At 70.5% G+C, this 17,346-nt stretch carries 12 protein-coding genes; 4 read left to right on the top strand and 8 right to left on the bottom strand.

What is annotated here, in order from left to right:
- Positions 1-36: 36 nt before the first annotated feature.
- From NQV15_RS17100 to NQV15_RS17090, 3 genes are read right to left on the bottom strand one after another with little or no spacing between them, the layout of a single operon-like run.
- The gene (locus NQV15_RS17100) at positions 37-798 is read right to left on the bottom strand and encodes an alpha/beta fold hydrolase (RefSeq protein ID WP_232403662.1); all 762 of its coding nucleotides are present in this window, start codon (positions 796-798) and stop codon (positions 37-39) included.
- On the bottom strand, positions 795-1,685 hold the full coding sequence (locus NQV15_RS17095) for a carbohydrate kinase family protein (protein ID WP_232403660.1): 891 nt from the start codon (positions 1,683-1,685) through the stop codon (positions 795-797). Before NQV15_RS17095 ends, NQV15_RS17100 begins: the two co-directional genes overlap by 4 nt.
- Positions 1,682-2,899 carry an AGE family epimerase/isomerase gene (locus NQV15_RS17090; protein WP_232403658.1) on the bottom strand — a complete coding sequence of 406 codons (1,218 nt, stop codon included), beginning with the start codon at positions 2,897-2,899 and terminating at the stop codon, positions 1,682-1,684. The genes NQV15_RS17095 and NQV15_RS17090 overlap by 4 nt, the downstream gene beginning before the upstream one ends.
- A gap of 139 nt (positions 2,900-3,038) precedes the next feature.
- Between NQV15_RS17090 and NQV15_RS17085 the strand changes: the two genes are divergently transcribed.
- Entirely contained in the window at positions 3,039-3,968 is a 930-nt protein-coding gene (locus NQV15_RS17085; protein WP_232403656.1) for an ABC transporter ATP-binding protein, read from the top strand.
- The gene (locus NQV15_RS17080; RefSeq protein WP_232403653.1) at positions 3,965-4,777 is read left to right on the top strand and encodes an ABC transporter permease subunit; all 813 of its coding nucleotides are present in this window, start codon (positions 3,965-3,967) and stop codon (positions 4,775-4,777) included. Before NQV15_RS17085 ends, NQV15_RS17080 begins: the two co-directional genes overlap by 4 nt.
- 12 nt (positions 4,778-4,789) lie before the next feature.
- Here NQV15_RS17080 and NQV15_RS17075 read toward each other — a convergent pair whose 3' ends face one another.
- From NQV15_RS17075 to NQV15_RS17055, 5 genes are all read right to left on the bottom strand, one after another.
- On the bottom strand, positions 4,790-6,037 hold the full coding sequence (locus tag NQV15_RS17075; protein WP_232403652.1) for a uracil-xanthine permease family protein: 1,248 nt from the start codon (positions 6,035-6,037) through the stop codon (positions 4,790-4,792).
- Positions 6,038-6,126: 89 nt separating this feature from the next.
- A complete protein-coding gene (locus tag NQV15_RS17070; protein ID WP_232403651.1) occupies positions 6,127-6,507 on the bottom strand; it encodes a YchJ family protein in 381 nt (126 codons plus the stop codon).
- 213 nt (positions 6,508-6,720) lie between these two features.
- Positions 6,721-9,996: a heterodisulfide reductase-related iron-sulfur binding cluster gene (locus NQV15_RS17065; RefSeq protein ID WP_232403650.1), complete on the bottom strand. Its 3,276-nt coding sequence runs from the start codon at positions 9,994-9,996 to the stop codon at positions 6,721-6,723.
- 102 nt (positions 9,997-10,098) lie between these two features.
- Positions 10,099-11,301 carry an MFS transporter gene (locus NQV15_RS17060; RefSeq protein WP_232403649.1) on the bottom strand — a complete coding sequence of 401 codons (1,203 nt, stop codon included), beginning with the start codon at positions 11,299-11,301 and terminating at the stop codon, positions 10,099-10,101.
- A gap of 3 nt (positions 11,302-11,304) precedes the next feature.
- Positions 11,305-11,850, bottom strand: coding sequence for a DUF4916 domain-containing protein (locus tag NQV15_RS17055; protein ID WP_232403648.1), 546 nt, complete (start codon positions 11,848-11,850; stop codon positions 11,305-11,307).
- Between the two features lie 331 nt (positions 11,851-12,181).
- Here NQV15_RS17055 and NQV15_RS17050 point away from each other — a divergent pair, with 331 nt between their 5' ends.
- Together NQV15_RS17050 and NQV15_RS17045 are read left to right on the top strand one after the other, a co-directional pair.
- Complete coding sequence (locus tag NQV15_RS17050) at positions 12,182-15,877, top strand: Ig-like domain-containing protein (protein ID WP_232403647.1); 3,696 nt, start codon at positions 12,182-12,184, stop codon at positions 15,875-15,877.
- A gap of 94 nt (positions 15,878-15,971) precedes the next feature.
- The gene (locus NQV15_RS17045) at positions 15,972-17,345 is read left to right on the top strand and encodes an NAD(P)/FAD-dependent oxidoreductase (RefSeq protein WP_232403646.1); all 1,374 of its coding nucleotides are present in this window, start codon (positions 15,972-15,974) and stop codon (positions 17,343-17,345) included.
- Position 17,346: the final 1 nt, after the last annotated feature.

The raw sequence follows: 17,346 nt of genomic DNA, 5'->3' as shown, positions 1-17,346 counted from the left end.
GGTGCTCGACGCCCACGGCGGCTACAACGCCTGAATTCAGCCCGGTCGCCGGTCCAGGAACCCGGCGATCGCATCGCCCAGCTCCGGTGTTCCGGACGCGCCGATGTGGTCGCCGGGCACCTCGACGAACACGGCGTCCTGCAATGCAGCGGCCAGCTGACGCCCGCTGTCCGGGTCGTCCTGGCTGCCCTCGATCACCAGGGTCGGGACGGGGATGGCCGCGAGCTGCTCGGGGGCGGTGTCGACGAGGGTGTCCAGCACGAGCAGGAGCGCCTCGGGATCCCCGCCCGTCTTGCGCAGGAAACCCTCCAGCAACCATTCGCGTGAGCCCCACGCGTGCCGGCCACGATTCTCCAGGACGTGCCGGAACATCGCTCCGCTCCCGGCGGAGTGGATGATCTGCCCGTAGCCGGCACCGCCGACCGCAGCGCGCCGTGGAGTCGCGCCGCGGGCGAGCATCCGGATGACGGTGCGGGCGCCGAGCGAGTACCCGACCAGGTCGTAGTCGCCGAGCCCCAGGTGCTCGACCAGGGCGAGGGCATCATCGGCCAGGACGTCGGGTGGATAGGCAGCCGGGTCGTGCGGGCGCGAGCTGTCACCGTGCCCACGGAGGTCCGCCATGACGACGCGGTGGCCGCGGGCTGCGAGGCGCTCGGCGTGGCCGCTGCTCAGCCACGCCAACGATCCGGTGGTGATGAAGCCGTGCAGCAGGAGCACCGGTGGTCCGTCCCCCACCTCCCGGTAGGCGAGCCGGACGCCGTCGCCTCCTGCGAAGTGCCGCACCGGCGGCGGTGTCACGGGGTGAGCTCGGCCGTCCACGGCGGATCGGCGCCCGGGCGGGAGCAGGTGATCGCCGCGGCGCTGGACGCGTACAGCGCCAGGTCGGTGAGCTCGGTGTCGTCCAGCTCGTCCGCGGACGGCCAGTCGTACATCGCGCACCACGACAGCATCGCGGCCATGAACGAGTCGCCGGCGCCGATCGTGTCGACCACGCGGACGTCCGCGGGTGGGACGGAGGCGAATGCGGTGCCCGCCGCGATGAGCGATCCCTGCGACCCGCAGGTGATCGCGACGATGCCGTGCTCGGCGGCGAGACGCCGGGCCAGGTCGGCGGGCGCCTCGCCCGGGAACAGCGTGTCGGCGTCCTCGTCGCTCATCTTCAGGATCGTGGCGTGCGGCGCGATCGCGTCGAACACGGCGCGCCACACCTGCGGATCGGGCTCGACGGTGAGCCGGATGTTGGGATCGTACGAGACCGGCACCCCCAGCGCGTCCGCGCCGGTCACCAGCCCGGCCACCAGCTTGGCGCCGGGTTGCAGCGCGGTGCCCAGCGAGCCGACGTGCACGGCGTCGAAGGCCGACGGATCGGGCAGCCCGTCGGGGTCCCAGGTCAGGTCGAACTCATAGCTGGCGCTGCCGTCCTCGCCCAGCGTCGCATTCGCGGTGGACGTGCGGTCGGGGACGGGCGACAGGGCGGCCAGGGTCACGTGGGAGTCGTCCAGGGCCCAGCGCAGGCCGTCGCCGTGGCGGTCCCCGCCGATCTGGGCGGCCAGGACGGTCGGGACGTCCAGCCGGGACAGACCGATCGCGACGTTGAACGGCGATCCGCCGGCATGGGGCTCGGGGTCCTGTCCGGGCCGCGTGACGACGTCGACCAGCGCCTCGCCGATGACCAGGACCGTCACCGCGCGGCGCCGATCGTCAGCGCGGCGCTGGGCGCCAGGGGCAGATCGGGCAGGGTCAGGGCGTTGAAGGCGTGGTACGCATCGGGCTTGCCGCGCCACGTCCGCGACGACTGCGTCATCGCGGGGGTGAGCTCGTGGTGCCAGGCGCCGGTGGCGGCATCGACGAAGTACTCGTCGATCTCGGCCCACCAGCGGCTGGCCAGACCCGCGTGCAACGGGCTGCCGGTGAAGGCGTGCAAGGCCTCTGCGGCCATCACGGCCTCGGACATGACCCAGTGGAACCGCTCGTGGACGACCGGCACCCCGTGCCAGTCGGTCGTGTACGCCAGGCCGGGGGTGTCGTCCTCGACCGTGTCCTGGACCGCCTGCGCGAACAACGCCTCCGCGGACTCCAGGAGCCACGGCTTCGGGTCCTCCAGGCTGGCCGCGAGCTGCACGAGCAGCCGGGACCACTCGAAGGCGTGACCGGGGGTGGCGCCGTACGGGCGGAAGGGGTCGGCCGGTGAGTCCTGGTTGTACTCGGGCACCGGCGTCCAGTCGTGGTCGTAGTGCTCGGGGATGCGCCATCCGTGGGAGCGGGCGTGGATGCCGATGATGCGCTCGCAGATCGACAGCGCCCGCTCGTGCCACACCGGGTCACCCGTGACGTCCCCGGCGGCCAGGTAGGCCTCGACGGTGTGCATGTTGCTGTTCGCGCCGCGGTACGGATCGAGCATGGACCAGTCGCGGCTGAACGCCTCGACGCACCGGCCGGACTCCTGGTCCCAGAAGTGCTCGGACTGCAGGCGGAGGGCCTCGTCGAGCAGGGCCGCCGCGCCCTCGACCCCGGCCGCGCTCGCGGCGGCTGCCGCGAGCAGGACGTGGGCGTGCCCGTAGCAGCGCTTGTCGCGGTCGACCGGCTGTCCTTGCAGGCTGAGCTCGTCGTACCAGCCGTCATGCTCGTCGTCGTGGAACAGGGTCGCCAGCGCCTTGACGCCGTGCTCGGACAGGCGCTGCGCATCGTCATCACCGGCCAGGTGTGCCAGGGCGAAGACGTATGTCATCCGCGCGTTGATCCACAGCTCGAGCCCTTTGTCCCGGTCACGCTGGCCGCTGTCGTCCAGCCAGATGAAACCGCCGTCGGGGCGCTCGGACCGTCGCGCGAAGGCCAACAGGCCGGTGCGCGCGGCGTGCCGCCACTGCGGGCTGCCGGGGGTCTCATCGGTGCGGGACATGGAACCACCGTACCCATGGATTCAGGGTTTGCTCAGGGTGACGGCGGGGTGCTTCACGGATGCCCGGCGGGCTCGTCGGCCCCGACAGTGGACGCATGATGACAAATCCTTGGTGCACAGCACGCGACGGGGCGCCGGCATGATCCGCGCCCAGGGCCTCACGAAGGCCTACGGCGACAAGATCGCCGTCGACGGCCTCGACTTCACGGTCGAGCCCGGCCGGGTGACCGGCTTCCTCGGCCCCAACGGTGCCGGCAAGTCCACCACGATGCGCATGGCGATGGGGCTGGACGGCCCGACGAAGGGATCGGTGAGCGTCAACGGCCACCGGTACGGCGACTCGCCGGCCCCGTTGCGGGAGGTGGGTGCGCTGCTCGAGGCGCACGCGATCCACCCGGGACGCTCCGCCCGCGACCACCTGCGCTGGCTGGCGGCAAGCAACGGCATCCCCACCACCCGTGTCGGGGAGGTGCTGGAGCAGGTGGGCCTGGACGCGGTCGCCGGCCAACGGGCGGGGCGCTTCTCGCTCGGCATGGGCCAGCGGCTGGGCATCGCGGCGGCGCTGATCGGCGACCCGGCCGTCGTGATCCTCGACGAGCCGGTCAACGGACTGGATCCCGAGGGGATCCGCTGGGTCCGGCAGCTGGCCCGCCGACTCGCCGACGAGGGGCGGACGGTCTTCGTCTCCAGCCACCTCATGTCGGAGATGGCGCTGATGGCCGACCACCTCATCGTGATCGGTCGGGGGACGATCCTGGCGGACTGCTCGATGCGGCAGTTCATGGCCGACCACGCGGCGTCCTACGTGCGGGTGAGTGCGCCGCAGTCCACCGACATCGAGGCGCTGCTCGTCGGTCGCGGGCTCGAGGTCACCCGGGTCGGCGACGAGCTGCGGGTGCAGGGACTCGCTGCGCCCGCCATCGGCGAGCTGATCGGCTCGCACGGGCTGCTGCTGCACGAGCTGACGTTGGTGCGCTCCTCGCTCGAGGACGCGTTCATGGCACTGACGGCCGACAGCGTGGAGTACCACGCGAAGGCCGCCGAAGAGATCAAGGCGGTACGACGATGAGCACACTGACCCTTCACGAGACCCGCGCCGGGATGGACGCTGCCTCCGCCGGCTTCGGGCACACCCTGCACGCCGAGTGGATCAAGCTGTGGAGCGTCCGCTCCACGTGGTGGACGATGATCGCCCTGGTGGTGCTCGGGGCGGGGCTGACGACGCTGATCTGCTGGGGCAACGCCGAGTGGCTTGCCAGCTCGGACGCCGACGAGGCCCCGGGAGCGTTCATCACCTGGGGCATGATGATCGCCCAGGTCTGCGCGGTCATCATCGGGACGCTCGCGGTGACGTCCGAGTACGGCAGCGGCATGATCCGCACGTCGTTCGCGGCCGTGCCCCGTCGGGGGTCGGTGTTCCTGGCCAAGGCCGTCGTGGTCTGCGGCGTCCTGTTCGTGGTCGGCACGCTGACCGCCCTGCTGGGTTACCTGGGTGGCAACCACTTCCTGGCCCGCGAGGGCATCGGCCTGCCGTTGGAGGGCGACGTGGCCCGGGCGATGTACGGGTGCGGCTTGTTCCTCGCCGCGCTCGGGTTGCTGTCCATGGCGGTCGGCTTCCTGGTCCGGCACACCGCCGCGGCGATCTCGATCGTCCTGGCGACGGTGTTCGTGATCGGCAACATGGTCATGCTGATCCCCGGCCAGCTCGGCGAGTGGATCACCAAGCTGATGCCCGGCAACGCAGCCAGCGCGCTGGTCGCACCGGTGTCGTTCAACCCCGATGCGCTCGGCGCCTGGACCGGCTTCGGCGTGATGCTGGCCGAGGTGGCCGCCCTGTGCGCCGCGGCGTGGTGGCTGCTGGGACGCCGCGACGCCTGAGGGTCCCCGCGATCAGGCGCGCAGGCGCTGCAGCAGGCGCATCGCGTGGAAGACCACGATCGCCGCGATCGTGCCCAGCGCGATCCCGGTGAAGGTCATGTCGCCGGCCGAGAGGGTCAGGTCGCCGATGCCGATGACCAAGGCGATCGCGGCGGTGTACTGGTTGATGGGCTGGGTGAAGTCGACGTGGTTGTCCATCCAGATCTTGACACCGATCAGCCCGATGAGGCCGTACAGCGCCACGGTCACGCCGCCCAGGACGCCGCTGGGGATGGTGTTGAGCAGGGCGCCGAACTTCGGCGACATGCCCAGCGCGATCGCCACGACGGCGGCGACCCAGTAGGCGGCGGTGGAGAAGACCCGGGTGGCGGTCATGACGCCGATGTTCTCGCCGTACGTCGTCGTGGCGGAGCCGCCGCCCATGCCGGCGATCGACGTCGCGAGGCCGTCGGCCAGCAGGGCCGGGCCGGTCTTCTGGTTCAGGGACGGGTCCTCGGTCAGGTGGGCGACGCTGCGCACGTGGCCGACGTTCTCGGCGACGAGCACCAGCACGACCGGCAGGAACATCGGCACCACGGACCACGTGATGCTGGGCGAGGTGAACTCCGGCCAGCCGATCCACGAGGCGTCGCCGACCGCGCTGAAGTCGAGCTCGCCGCCGATCGCGGCGGCGATGTAGCCGACCACGACGCCGATCAGGATCGACAGCCGGGCGATGAGGCCGCGGAAGGCCACCGCGACCACGACGATCGTGGCCAGCGTGATGGTCGCGATCCAGGGGGCGCTCTTGTAGTTGTCGGTCGCGGCCCCGGACAGGTTCAGGCCGATCAGCGCGATGATGGCGCCGGTCACGACCGGCGGCATGAGCACCTCGATCCACCGGGTGCCGGTCACGATGACCAGCGCGCCCACGGCGGCGAGCAGCAGGCCGGTGACGACCAGGCCGAACAGGGCGGCGGCCATGTCGTCGGACTGCATCGAGGCCTGGATGGGAGCGATGAACGCGAAGGACGAGCCCAGGTAGCTGGGCAGGCGGTTGCCGGTCAGCAGCAGGAACAGGATCGTTCCCACGCCGGAGAAGAACAGGGTCGTCGACGGCGGGAAGCCCGTCAGCAGCGGCACCAGGAAGGTCGCGCCGAACATGGCGACCACGTGCTGGCCGCCGAAGCCGATGGTGCGGGGCCACGAGAGCCTCTCGCCGGGTCGGACGACATCCCCGTCGGCGATCGTCCGGCCGTCTCCGTGCAGTGTCCAGCTCACGTGGATGTCCTCTCTCGTCCGGCCCCCGAGCGCCGGTGACATGGTAGATCCCCGGCAGGCACGGGGCGAAACCCGTGCCTGTCACCGGCTCAGGTGATGGCGTCGAGGTAGAGCCAGCGGCCGTCCTCGCGGCGGAAGCGGCTGATCTCGTGCTGGCTGCCTGCTCCGGCCGGCGAGCGGTAGAACGCCTCGAACTCCACGACGCCGGTGGTGTCGAACGGGCCACCCTCGCGGGTCGCCAGGATGTCGAGCCGGTACCAGCGCAGCTCGTCGTCGAGCTCCAGGGTCGCCGGACGGGTCGTGGGGTGCCAGGTCTGCAGGAGGTAGTCGGGCCGGGCGACCGCGAAGGCGCTGAAGCGCGACCGCATCAGCTGTTCGGCGGTCTGCGCGGTGGCGGTGCCGTCGTGAAGGCGTCCGCAGCAGGCGTCGTAGGTGAGCCCGCTCAGGCAGGGGCAGCGAGTGGCTGGCATCTGGTCATTGTCTCCCGTGACCTTCTCGCGGGCGGGTCGTTGATCAGTTCGAACCGGTCACACTCCCACGCGGTCCGGTTTCGGCGGAACAGCACGAAGTCCGGCGGTGGCTCCCTCCCGGCCGGGCTTGTGGTTTTCCTCGGGGGCGTTCGGCTCTGCCGAACGTAGAAGGGGCGCACCATCCGGTGCGCCCCTTCTCAATGTTCTGCCGTGCTACGACTTCGGCTCGTCGTCCTCGAGGTCGTCGAGGCTGAGCTGCGTCGCGGTCTGGCTCAGGTCCTTGCCGCTGGGATTGGCGTCGCTGAGCTCCACGACGTCCTCGGAGACCGGATCGGCGGTGTTGTCACCGTCCTCGACGGGGGTGATCTCGTCGGGTGCGGCGGCCTTGGCCTTGTTGATGGCCTCGGCCTCCTCCTCGCGCGCGTCCTCCTCGACCGGCTCGACCTCGTCGGGCACGTGCGTGATCTTCTCGGCCGGCCCGTCCTCGCTCCCTGAGCTGTCCTTGCTCCCTGAGCCGTCCTCGCTCCCTGAGCCTGTCGAAGGGGTCTCCTCCGGGCTCGCAGCGGGCTCCGACGGCGTGAGATCGGTGTTGACCGGGCCGACGTTGGCCCAGGCAGCGTCTTCCTTCTCGCCGGCGGGCTCGTCGTTGACGTCCGCCACGGCCTCCTCGGTGGCAACCGTGTCGGCCTCCTCCTCGCGGGCGTCCTGCTCGACGGGCTCCGTCTCGTCCGGCACGTCGGTGACCTCCTCGGCGGGGGTCGCCTGCGGCTCCGGCGTCGAGTCGGTGTTGACCGCGCCGACGTTGGCCCAGGCAGCGTCTTCCTTCTCGCTGGCCGGCTCGGTGCTGACCTCGGCGGCGGGCTCGTCGTTGACGTCATTGGCCGGCTCGGTGCTGGCGCCGGCGCCGGACTCGACGTCCGAGGTGTCCGTGTCACCCGCGCGAGCGTCCGCATTGCGGGGCTCGGTGGGTGCTGCGGACTCGTCGGCGTGACCGCCGCCCCTCTCGTCGAGCTTGACGTTGCTCTCCGCCGCGATCTCCTGATCGGCCGCATCGCTCTTGTCCGTCGGCTGCTGCAGCTCCTCGGCCACGTCCTGCGCGTCCTCGGTGCCGGCCTCCGGCTCCTTGTCGTGCGGATCGCCCTCGGTGTGGGCCTTGGCGCCCGCGCCGACCTCCTCGGTCGCCGAGATCGAGTCCGGATCGGCCTGGTCGCCGGCATCCGGCTCGGCCTCGGTCGCGGCGGACGCCGTGGCGGCCTCCGCCTCGGCGACGACAGCCGCGTCGTCGTCCTTGGTCGGCTCCGGGGCGCGCTTGACGCCGGCCAGCAGCATCTGTGCGACGTCCAGGACCTCGACCTCCTCGCGAGCGGCACCCTCGGACTGCTTGAGGGTCAGACCGTCCGACAGCATGACCCGGCAGAACGGGCAGCCGACGGCGATCTGGTCGGCGCCGGTCGCGATGGCCTCCTCGGTGCGGTTGACGTTGATGCGCGAGCCGATCGTCTCCTCCATCCACATGCGCGCGCCACCGGCGCCGCAGCAGAAGGACTTCTCCTTGTTGCGGGGCATCTCGGTGAACTCGGCGCCGGGGATGACACTGAGCAGCTCGCGAGGCGGCTCGTAGACCTGGTTGTGACGACCCACGAAGCACGGGTCGTGGTACGTGATCTTCTTCTTCTCCTCGTCCGCGACCGGCGGGCGGGGCGTCAGCTTGCCCTCGCGCACGAGGCGGTTGAGCAGCTGCGTGTGGTGCACGACCTCGAGCTCGACGCCGAACTCGGCGTACTCGTTCTTCAGCGTGTTGAAGCAGTGCGCGCAGGTGGAGACGACCTTCTTGACCTTGGTCTCCTTGAAGACCTCGGCGTTCTGCATCGCGAGCTGCTGGAAGACGATCTCGTTGCCGGCGCGACGGGCGGGATCGCCCGTGCAGGTCTCGCCGTCACCCAGGACGGCGAAGGTGACGCCGGCCATGTCGAGCAGCTCGGCGACGGCCTGCGTCGTCTTCTTGGCGCGGTCCTCGTAGGCGCCGGCGCAGCCGACCCAGAACAGCCAGTCGACCTCGTCGAGGTCCTCGACGTCCACACCGACCTGCTTGACCTCGAAGTCGAGGTCCTTGGCCCAGTCCATGCGGTTCTTGGGGCTCATGCCCCACGGGTTCCCCTTGCGCTCCAGGCCCTTGAAGATGTTGTTCAGCTCGGCGGGGAAGTTCGACTCGACGAGCACCTGGAAGCGGCGCATGTCGTCGATGTGGTCGACGTGCTCGATGTCGACGGGGCACTGCTGCACGCAGGCGCCACAGTTGGTGCACGACCACAGGACGTCCGGATCGATGACGCCGTACATCGACTCGTCGCCGATGAGCGGCCGCTCGAGCTCCTGCTTCTGCTCGTCGGTGAGCTTGGCCTGCTCCTCCTCCGACAGGTTCAGCAGCGGGGCCTTGGCGTAGGCGTGCTCACGCAGGCCCATCACCAGCAGCTTCGGCGACAGGGGCTTGTCGGTGGCCCACGCGGGGCACTGCTCCTGGCAACGACCGCACTCGGTGCAGGTCGTGAAGTCCAGGATGCCCTTCCAGGAGAAGTCCTCGAGCTTGCCGACGCCGAGCTTCTCGAAGTCCTCCTCCTCCAGGTCCTCCATGGCCTCGAGGTCGAGGGGCTTCTCGTTGATGTAGATGGGCTGCAGGCCGCCGAGGGCCGTGCTGCCGTCGGCCTTGCGCTTGAACCAGATGTTGGGCCACGCGGTGAACCGGTGCCAGGCCACGCCCATCGTCAGGTTGCGGGCGATCACCATGAGCCAGACCATCGCGAGCGTGATCTTGAACATCGCGACGAAGAAGATGACGTTCTTCAGACCCTGCTCGGAGTCGGGGTAGAGCGCGTCGCCGACGTACGAGCTGATCGGGAAGTGGGCGCGTCCGCCGTGCTCGCCGCCGTGGTGCAGCTCGATCAGCTTGTACTCCGCGCCGCGGATGAACAGGATCGCAGCGCCCTCGAGCATCGCCATGACCTCGACGAAGTAGGCCTGCCAGAACGTCGATCCGAAGAAGCGGCTCTTGCGACCGAGCGAGCGCGGGTGCTTCCGCTGACGCACGAGGATCAGGTACAGGATGCCGATGGTGCTCAGCAGTCCGAGGGCCTCGGCGGCCCACTCGTACGGGTACCAGTGGCCGATGATGGGCCAGGCGAAGTCAGGGTTGAACAGCTGGAAGTAGCCCTGCAGCACCGCGGTGCTGAGGAAGATGAACGCCGCGTACACGAACCAGTGCGCGACCGCGACGGCCCGCTTCTGGAACATCCGCGTGTGACCGAAGGTCTCGACCAGCATGTTGACGGTGCGCTGCGCCGGGCGGTCGCGGCGACCGACCAATGGGCGACCGGTGCGGATCACCTTCAGCATGTCGCGCACCGCCTTGATGATCAGTGGCAGTGCAACAACGGTGACGACAAGTGACACGACAATCGCGACGACCTGCATGAAGGCCTCATTTCCAGACATTTACGACCCTGACAGTAGGGGTGACACTATCCGGTCACTCCTCGCACGGCCCAAGTGAGGCTTGCCATAGGACGCCGGGCGTCCAGGGGCGTGCCGTACCGGTCACGCCTGGGAATGCGTGGTCGGGGTGAGGCGCTCCCCGCGGACCGGCACGAGAGGGATGGCCAGCAGCGGAAAGATCGCCACGGCGGCGAAGGCGAAGCCGTACCCACGCCCGTCCACCACCGCGCCCATCACCGGGGGCACCAGGGCCGAGACGATGTACTGCCCGGTGTTCTGCAGGCCCATGGCCCGCCCCGACCAGTAGGGCCCCCCGATCTCGGCGACCGAGGTGAACGCCAGCCCGTTGTCGGCGACGGTGATGGCCGTGGCCAGCACGATCAGGGCGATGCCCAGCGGGGTGCCGGACAGCAGGCCCAGCGCGAGCATCGTCGCGGTCGCGGCGATCGCCACGATGCGCATCGGGCCCAGGCGGCTGCCGACCAGATCGGACCACCAGCCGGCGCCGATGCGGCCGGCCGCGCCGAGCACCTGGGTCGAAGCCACCAGCGCGCTGGCCGCGAACGTCGACCAGCCCTTGTCATCGGTCAGCCAGACCAGCATGTACGTCCACACCGTGAACTGGGGGACGACCAGCAGCGCGGAGGCCAGGTGGATGCGGGTCAGCCGGTTGTCGCGGCGGTACGGGTTGGCCAGCTGGCCCCGGTCGGCGGCCTGGGCGCGGGTCGGTCGCGGGGGATCGGCCAGCAGGACGGCCGACAGGATCGTGGCGACGGCCGCGATGCCGGCGACGATCAGCAGTGTCGTGCGCAGCCCCTCGGCCTGCACCACATTGGGCACCAGCAGGGCGCCGACCCCGACGCCCAGCGGCAGTGCCGTCTGGCGGATCCCCATCGCCGTGCCGCGACGATGGGCCGGGAACCAGCCGACCACGATCCGGCCACTGGCCGAGTTCGTGCTGCCGGCACCGATGCCGCCCAGCAGGAACCAGAGGGCGAGGGTCGTCAGGGACGAGGACAGGGCGGCGCCGAGGGCGCCGACCGTCACGATGGCCAGGCCGATGCTCATCGAGGCACGCTCGCCGATCCGGTCGACGATCAGGCCCCAGAGCACCAGGGAGACCATGGTGCCGGCGAACGGGGCGGCGACCACCAGCCCGGCTTGCTGCAGGGTCAGGCCGCGATCGTCGCGCAGGAAGGCGATCAGGAACGGGGCGCCGTTGACGAACACGGTGCCGGCGATCTGCCCGAACATCGCGACGCCGAGCATGCGCCAGCGTCGGGGGGCCTGCGTGGCACCGTTCATGGGTCAGCGGGTCAGGGCGCCCATGTGGGCCAGGGCCTGCTTGAGCAGCACGCCGCGGCCGCCCTCCATGTCGGCCAGCACCTCGGGGTGTGCCGCCTCCTCGGGTGTCAGCCACGTCAGCTCGAGGGCGTCCTGGCGCGGATCGCACTCGCCGGTCACGGCCACGACGTACGCCAGCGCAACGGCGTGCTGGCGCGGGTCGTGCAGCGGCGAGACGCCGGGGAAGGGCAGGTACTCCGCGACCGTGAACGGCACGATCGAGGTGGGCAGCTGCGGGAAGGCGGTGGGGCCGAGATCCTTCTCCAGGTTGCGCACGAGCGCCTCGCGGACGGACTCACCGTGCAGGACGCGGCCCGACACCAGGGTGCGGGTCATCGTCCCGGTCGTGGACGAGCCCCGCAGCAGGACGCCGATGTGCTCGACCCGGCCGAGGGTGTCGAGACGCACGGGCACCGCCTCGACGTACAGGATCGGGACGCGGGCGCGGGTCTCGTCCAGGGCGAAGTCGGGGAGCCAGCCGGGATTCGGGTCAGGTGTGCGCACGGACATGGCCACATTCTGTCCTACCGGCCCCACCCCCACCCCCTGACGGACCTCACGGCGTCGCCATCACGGAATCGCAGGGAGCGGCCGAACGGTTAGCACAGCAACGGGCTCGCCTCAGCCCGATTAGTTAACACGCCAGCCCGATCCGAAACCTGGGCGTGATGTGCCACGAAACGAGCGGGTAACCGAGATCGCCCACGCTGGGCGCTTCCCCACCGGTGGCGGCCGATCGCCCTGATCGGTCTCGCGGTGGGTGCATCCCAGTAAGGAGCTGCGTGTGTTGTTCTCTCCACGACGTCTGGGACGGCGAGTCGGTCTTGCGACCGCTGCCGTCTTGACGCTTCCCCTCGTCGCACTGCCCTCCAGTGCCGTTGCTGCGGACGCCGAGCTGGCGTCAGGCCGCAACTGGTCGGTCTCGCAGGCACCCGGCGGCTATCTGGTCACGGTCGACCTCGACAAGAAGCTGCCGATGGTCTCGGACGCCCCGACCATCGAGGTCGACGGCGCCCCGATCGGCCTGGCCACCGAGTCCGCCGACGGCAAGAGCCTGTCGGTGTTCACGACCGACGCCTCTGTCGCGAAGGCCGATGACATCGAGGCCGGCTGGTTCAGCAAGCCGTCCGGGGAGACCGCACCGCTGCGCACGTCCGCCGCTGCAGTCGCCCCGATGGTCGTCGACGCCGAGACGCTCGACGCCGACCCCTCCTCGCTCGGCAAGTACGAGATCACCGAGTCGGTCTACAACTTCGGCGCGCAAGCGATCGACCTCGCCGCCATCGGTGGCGTCCGTGGTGAGATGCAGGGCAAGATCTACCTCCCCAAGACCGGCGGAGCCCGCCCCACGGTCATCCTGCTGCACGGCCGTCACACCTCCTGCAGCACCGGCTCGTCCAACCCGCTGCGGTGGCCCTGCAACCCCGGACAGATCAACGTCCCGAGCTTCGCCGGCTACGACGGCACCGCCCGCGCGCTCGCGAGCCACGGCTACTCGGTCGTCTCGATCGCGGCCAACGCGATCAACTCCAACGACAACGAGCTCGCGCTCGATCGCGGCGCCCAGGCCCGCGGTCAGCTGCTGCTCGACACGCTGTCGATGCTGGACAAGGCCAACAAGGGCGAGGCCGTCAGCTACTACGACGCGCAGACCAAGAAGGACGTCACCTTGGCCCAGGCGCTCGCGGACCAGAGCCCGCTGCCCGGCCTGACGCTCACGACGCAGGCGATGAGCCCGGCCGATCTCGTCGGTCGCTTCGACCTGGCCAACGTCGGCATGATGGGTCACTCGCGCGGTGGTGAGGGTGTGACCTCGGCAGCGACCCTGAACCAGGCTCTGGCCAAGCCGTGGGGCATCAAGACGATCCTGCCGCTCGCGCCGGTCGACTTCGGCCGCATGACGGTGCCCAATGTCGCGATGAACGTCGTCCTGCCCTACTGCGACGGCGATGTCTCCAACCAGCAGGGCCAGCACATGCTGGACGACTCGCGCTACGCCTTCGACGACGACTCGCTGCGCAGCGGCGTGTGGGCCATGGGTGCCAACCACAACTTCTTCAACACGGTCTGGACGCCCGGCGTGTACGCCTACTCCACGAGCGACGACTGGAGCGGCACCAACATCAACTCGGCGAAGGCGATGGACAGCGTCTGCGGCACCAACCCGAGCGTCGCCGAGACGTCGATCCGCATGTCCGCCCAGGAGCAGTACGACATGGGCACGGCGTACATGGCCGGCTGGTTCCGCCTGACCCTCGGTGGCGAGAAGCAGTTCCTGCCGATGTTCGACGGCTCCGGCGCGGTTCCCGCGGTGTTGAAGGGCGAGGACGTCCGCAGCGTCTCGACGGCTCCCTCGTCGGCTCGCACGACGATCACCTCGTTCGAGGCGGTGAGCTCGCTCGTGCGTCCGTCGGGCGCGGCCACCGCGACGGTGTGCGCCAGCGCAGCCGGTCGGACCGTCCCGCAGGTGCTGCCCGCCTGCACGACGTCGATCAACACTGCGGCGGCGCCGCACTGGACGCCGGCCAACTTCGGCGGCAACGTCCCCGCGACGCCGGTGACCAAGCTGGCATGGACGGCTCTCAGCTCGGGCCAGACGCCCAGCGAGCTGCGGGTCAGCGTGCCGGCCAAAGCCCGGGACGCCGGCGACGCGGAGCGTCTCTCGGTCAAGATCGCGGCCGACGAGTCGGTCTCGACCGGCACTGACCTGACCCTCAGCGTCGTCGACGCGCAGGGTGCGACGTACAGCTCCAACGTGTCGGCGCTGAACCCGCTGGCGGTCAACCGTCTGCCGGCCTCGGCGACGTCGGACCTGCTCAAGAAGCTCGTGCTGCAGCAGGTCAACGTCCCGACGTCCGCACTCAAGGACGCCGGCCTGGACGTCTCGGACATCCGTGAGGTGCGCTTCACCGCCGCCACGGGCGCCGACGGCACGCCGGCCGGTGCGGTCTACCTGTCGGACCTGGCCTTCGAGTCCTCCTCGGTGGGCACCCCGTCGGTGAAGACTGAGCCGACCATCAACGTCCGTGGGACGTCCGTCGCCGAGGGCAGTGGACCCAGCACCGCCGACGTCGCGGTCTACCTGGACAAGGCGGCCTCGAAGCCGGTCACGGGCTACGTTTCGACCGTCGGCGCGACCACCGGTCGCGGCGGCCTGGCGATGGAGAAGGTGACCTTCGCCCCGGGCGAGACCTGCAAGATCGTGTCGTCGCCGATCATCGGCGACAAGCTGGCCAGCAGCACCGCCAGCACCGCGATCACGACGTCGGTCACGAACACGGCCGGCGGCGTCATGGGCGCCAAGGCGTTCGACAGCCTCATCGTCCGCGAGGACGACGGCGTCACCGGCTCGGCCGTCGCGCTGCCGGCAGCCGGTGTCCAGGGCAGTGCGTGTGCTGAGCTGGCAGCGTCGCGGACGCCCGGATCGGTCACGGCCGACGACCCGACGCCGGCCCCGGGTGGCTCCTTCACCCTCACGGCGAAGGGATACCGCGTCGGCGAGGCCGTCACGGTCAGCCTCGGCACCGCCGTCCTCGGCGTCGTCACGGCTGACGGCTCGGGCACGGCCACCCTCACCGCGACCGTCCCCGCGGGTACGCCGACCGGCGTCGCCGCGGTGACGGCCGTCGGCTCGGGCTCGGGCTACACGTCGACGGGCTCGGTCGAGGTGCTCACCGCGACCGCGACGACCCTCGCACTGTCGCCGGCGACCCCTGGCATCGGTGAGAAGGTCACGCTGACCGCATCGGTCACCGGTGCTGACACGGCCGGCCCTGTCGAGTTCTTCGACGGAGCCACGTCCCTGGGCAAGGCCGACACCGTGAACGGTGTCGCGACGCTGGTGCTCGACGGCCTCAAGGCCGGCGCGCACGAGCTGACCGCGGTCTTCGGCCAGACGGCCTCGGCCCAGTCCTCGACGTCCAACATCGCAGCCGTGACGTTGGAGAAGGGCAAGTCCAGCATCGCGCTGGTCCTCGCCGCGGACTCCACGGTCTACGGCTCGGGCGTCAAGGGATCGGTCGCAGTCGCCAACGGTGACGGCGGAACGGTCACCGTCACCTACGGCGGCACGACGTTCGACGTGCGGCTCGGCGGGTCCGACTCGGCGGCGTTCACGCTGCCGGCCGGTCTCGCGGTGGGCACCTACACCGTCAGCGCGGTCTTCAACGGCACCGAGCGGGTCGAGGCCAGTGGCGTCGCGACCGCCGGGTACCGGGTGACCAAGGCCGCGACGACGGCGTCGATCTCGGCGAAGTCCTCGGTCAAGGGTGGCAAGAAGCTGACCGTCAAGACGACGGTGCGCGGGGCGACGGGCGGGACCCACCCCACCGGTCGCGTCAAGGTCTACGTCAAGACCGGCAAGGGCAAGTACGTCCTGAAGAAGACCGTCACCCTGTCCGCCGCACAGCGCGGCGCGGTCAAGGCGACGGTCAAGGTCACCAAGAAGAAGGGCACGGTCCGCGTCAAGACCGTGTACTCCGGCGACGCCACCTACGGCGGTGCCGCCAGCGCCACCAGGGCGGTGAGGATCAAGTAGTCCAGCAGTGAGCACGGACGGGGAGGGGCCTTCGGGTCTCTCCCCGTCCGCGTCTGGGCCCCCTCGTCCGGCCCAGCGATGGCAGCATGGGCAGATGATCAACGGCGGCGTCTCGTTCTGGTGGCAGCAGATCGGTGTCCCGGTGCCGCGGGAGTCGCTCGACGGCGATCTGGACTGCGATGTCTGCATCGTCGGCGGCGGCCTGACCGGCCTGTGGACCGCGTACACGCTGGCCGAGCTCGACCCGACCCTGGACATCGTGGTGCTGGAGGCCGAGTTCGCCGGCTTCGGGGCGTCCGGGCGCAACGGCGGCTGGTTGTCGGCCGAGCTGTCCGGCAGCAAGCGGCGGTACGCCGCGACGCACGGCCGCGAGGGCGTGACGGCGCTGGTGCACGCGATGGAGCAGGCCGTCGACGACGTCATCGAGGTGTGCCGATCGGAAGGCATCGACGCCGATGTCGTCAAGAACGGCGTCCTCTACGTGGCCCGCACGCCGGCGCAGCTCGTCCGGCTGCGCGAGCACCTGAGCGACGACGACGCGTGGGGGATCGGTGTCGAGCACCAGCAGGAGCTCACCGCCGACGAGGTCGACCAGCGCGTCCGGGTCGAGGGCACGGTGGGCGGCACCTTCAGCCCTCATTGCGCCCGCGTCCACCCGGCGAAGCTCGTCGCGGGGATCGCCGCCGCGATCGAGCGCCGGGGCGTGCGCATCCTCGAGCGGACACGGGTCACCCGCATCGACCCCGGTGTGGTCACGACGCAGCGCGGCACCGTCCGCGCACCGCGGATCCTGCGCTGCCTGGAGGGCTACACGGCATCCGTGGCCGGTCAGCGCCGCACCTGGCTGCCGATGAACTCGGCCATGATCGTGACCGAGCCACTGCCCGACCGGGTCTGGGACGACATCGGCTGGACCGGCTCCGAGCTGCTCGGCGACTCCGCGAACGCCTACTGCTACGCCCAGCGCACCGCGGACGGACGGATCGCGCTCGGTGGCCGCGGCATCCCGTACCGGTTCGGCTCGCGCACCGACACCGACGGTCGCACGCAGGACTGGACCGTCGCATCGCTCACCGCGATCCTGCACGACATGTTCCCGGCCACGCGCCCGTCCCGCATCGACCACGCCTGGTGCGGGGTGCTCGGCGTGCCGCGCGACTGGTGCGCGAGCGTCGGCTTCGACACCTCGACGGGGCTGGGCTGGGCCGGCGGGTACGTCGGCAGCGGGCTGACCACGACCCAGCTGGCCGGGCGGACGCTGGCCGACCTGGCCACCGGCCGCGACACCGACCTGACCCACCTGCCCTGGGTCGACCGGCCGGTTCGTCCCTGGGAGCCCGAACCGCTGCGCTGGCTGGGGGTCCGGGCGATGTACGGGCTGTACCGGGAGGCGGACCGCCGCGAGGGACGCGGCCTGACCCGGCCCAGCCGACTGGCCAGGATCGGCAACCTCCTGACCGGCCGCTGAC

This window comes from Aeromicrobium wangtongii (genome assembly GCF_024584515.1).
Taxonomy (GTDB): Bacteria; Actinomycetota; Actinomycetes; order Propionibacteriales; family Nocardioidaceae; genus Aeromicrobium; species Aeromicrobium wangtongii.
This window is presented reverse-complemented; position numbering and strand designations above follow the sequence as displayed.